This is a genomic window from Variovorax sp. 01T439_2 (genome assembly GCF_056398445.1).
The window spans coordinates 1-1,280 of record NZ_JBFTPJ010001256.1; the positions used below are offsets into that span (position 1 = coordinate 1).

At 65.2% G+C, this 1,280-nt stretch carries 2 protein-coding genes; both read right to left on the reverse strand.

Going from position 1 to position 1,280, the window contains the following annotated elements; translation table 11 throughout:
• Window positions 1–183: 183 nt before the first annotated feature.
• On the reverse strand, window positions 184–711 hold the full coding sequence (locus AC1DOC_RS34055) for an SRPBCC family protein (protein ID WP_478079696.1): 528 nt from the start codon (window positions 709–711) through the stop codon (window positions 184–186).
• 41 nt (window positions 712–752) lie between these two features.
• Window positions 753–1,190, reverse strand: coding sequence for a VOC family protein (locus AC1DOC_RS34060; RefSeq protein ID WP_018906694.1), 438 nt, complete (start codon window positions 1,188–1,190; stop codon window positions 753–755).
• Window positions 1,191–1,280: the final 90 nt, after the last annotated feature.

Genomic DNA, 1,280 nt, shown 5'->3' on the forward strand with positions numbered 1-1,280 from the left:
CGCGTGCATGATGCGATTCTTTGCCTCGGCCGGCATCTGCTCGGTACCGGGCGCTTCGCCGACGGTCATCATCATCTGCATGGTGCCGCCGAGCGTCTTCTCGTAGAAGCGCATGGCCTCGGCCGCGTTGCCGTCGAACGTGAGGTAGGCGTGGATGGGAGACATGGTGTTTCCTTTCGGGGGTTATTTTTCGGAGGCCGTCTTGAGGTTGGCAAGGCCGGTTTCGAAGTCCTTGCCGATCATCTGGTCCATGTTGAAGAAGATGCCCATGAGCTTTGCGATGTAGGGGCTCGGGCCGTGCATGGCCCAGGTCACCTGTGTCGCGCCGTCCTGCGGCTGCAGCGTGAACTCGGCCATGTTGCGGGCTTCGAAGGGCTTGATGAAATCGAGCCGGATCGCGATCCTCGAAGCCGGCGTGGACTCGGCGATTTCCATGCGGCCCGCGCCCGCCTTGTCGTTGCCTTCCCACGCGTAGGTCGCGCCCCGGCCGGCGGGTGCCCCGCCGAAAGCGCGCTTCATGCCCGGGTCCAGCTTCTCGTAGGGCGACCACTCGCCCCAGCGGTGGAAGTCGTTGATCAGCGGAAAGATCTTCTCGGCCGGCGCCGCGATGCGCGCCGTGCGCTCGACGCGAAAGCTGCCGGGGCGGACGGCGGCGTAGATGAGCACGATCGCAATCAGCGCGAGGATGGCGAGGGCGATTTTCTTGAGCATGAAGGTATTCCTGGAGCGGGAGCGGGCGTCGCGGCGACGGGTTACTGGCCGGCGTGCACCACCAGCAGCCAGCCCACGCCGAAACGGTCGGTGAGCATGCCGAAGCTGGAGCTGAAGAAGGTCGGGATCAGCGGCTGCATCACCTGGCCGCCGTCGGCCAGCGCATCGAACCACTGGCGCGCCTGGGCGTCGGTGGCGGCGGTGAGGGCCAGCATGATGCCCTTGAACTCCGGCTGGCCCGAGCACCGGCCGTCGGAGGCCATCAGCTCGGTTTCGCCGATGCGCACCACCGCGTGCATCACCTTGTCGGCCGCCGGCGCGCCGCCGCCGCAGCTGGCGTCGGCATCGGACGAGGGCGGCATCTGCGGCGCCTCGCTGTAGCGCATGAGCTGCACGACTTCGGCGCCGAGCGCCTTCTTGTAGAACGCGAGCGCTTCGTCGCAGCGGCCTTCGAACGACAGATAGGACTGGACTTTCATGGCGTTTCCTTTGGACTGAGGATGAAAGGATGCGCAGAGACCTGCGCGCATACGGAATAACTAAGTTTGTGTACACCGTCCACAAAGAAT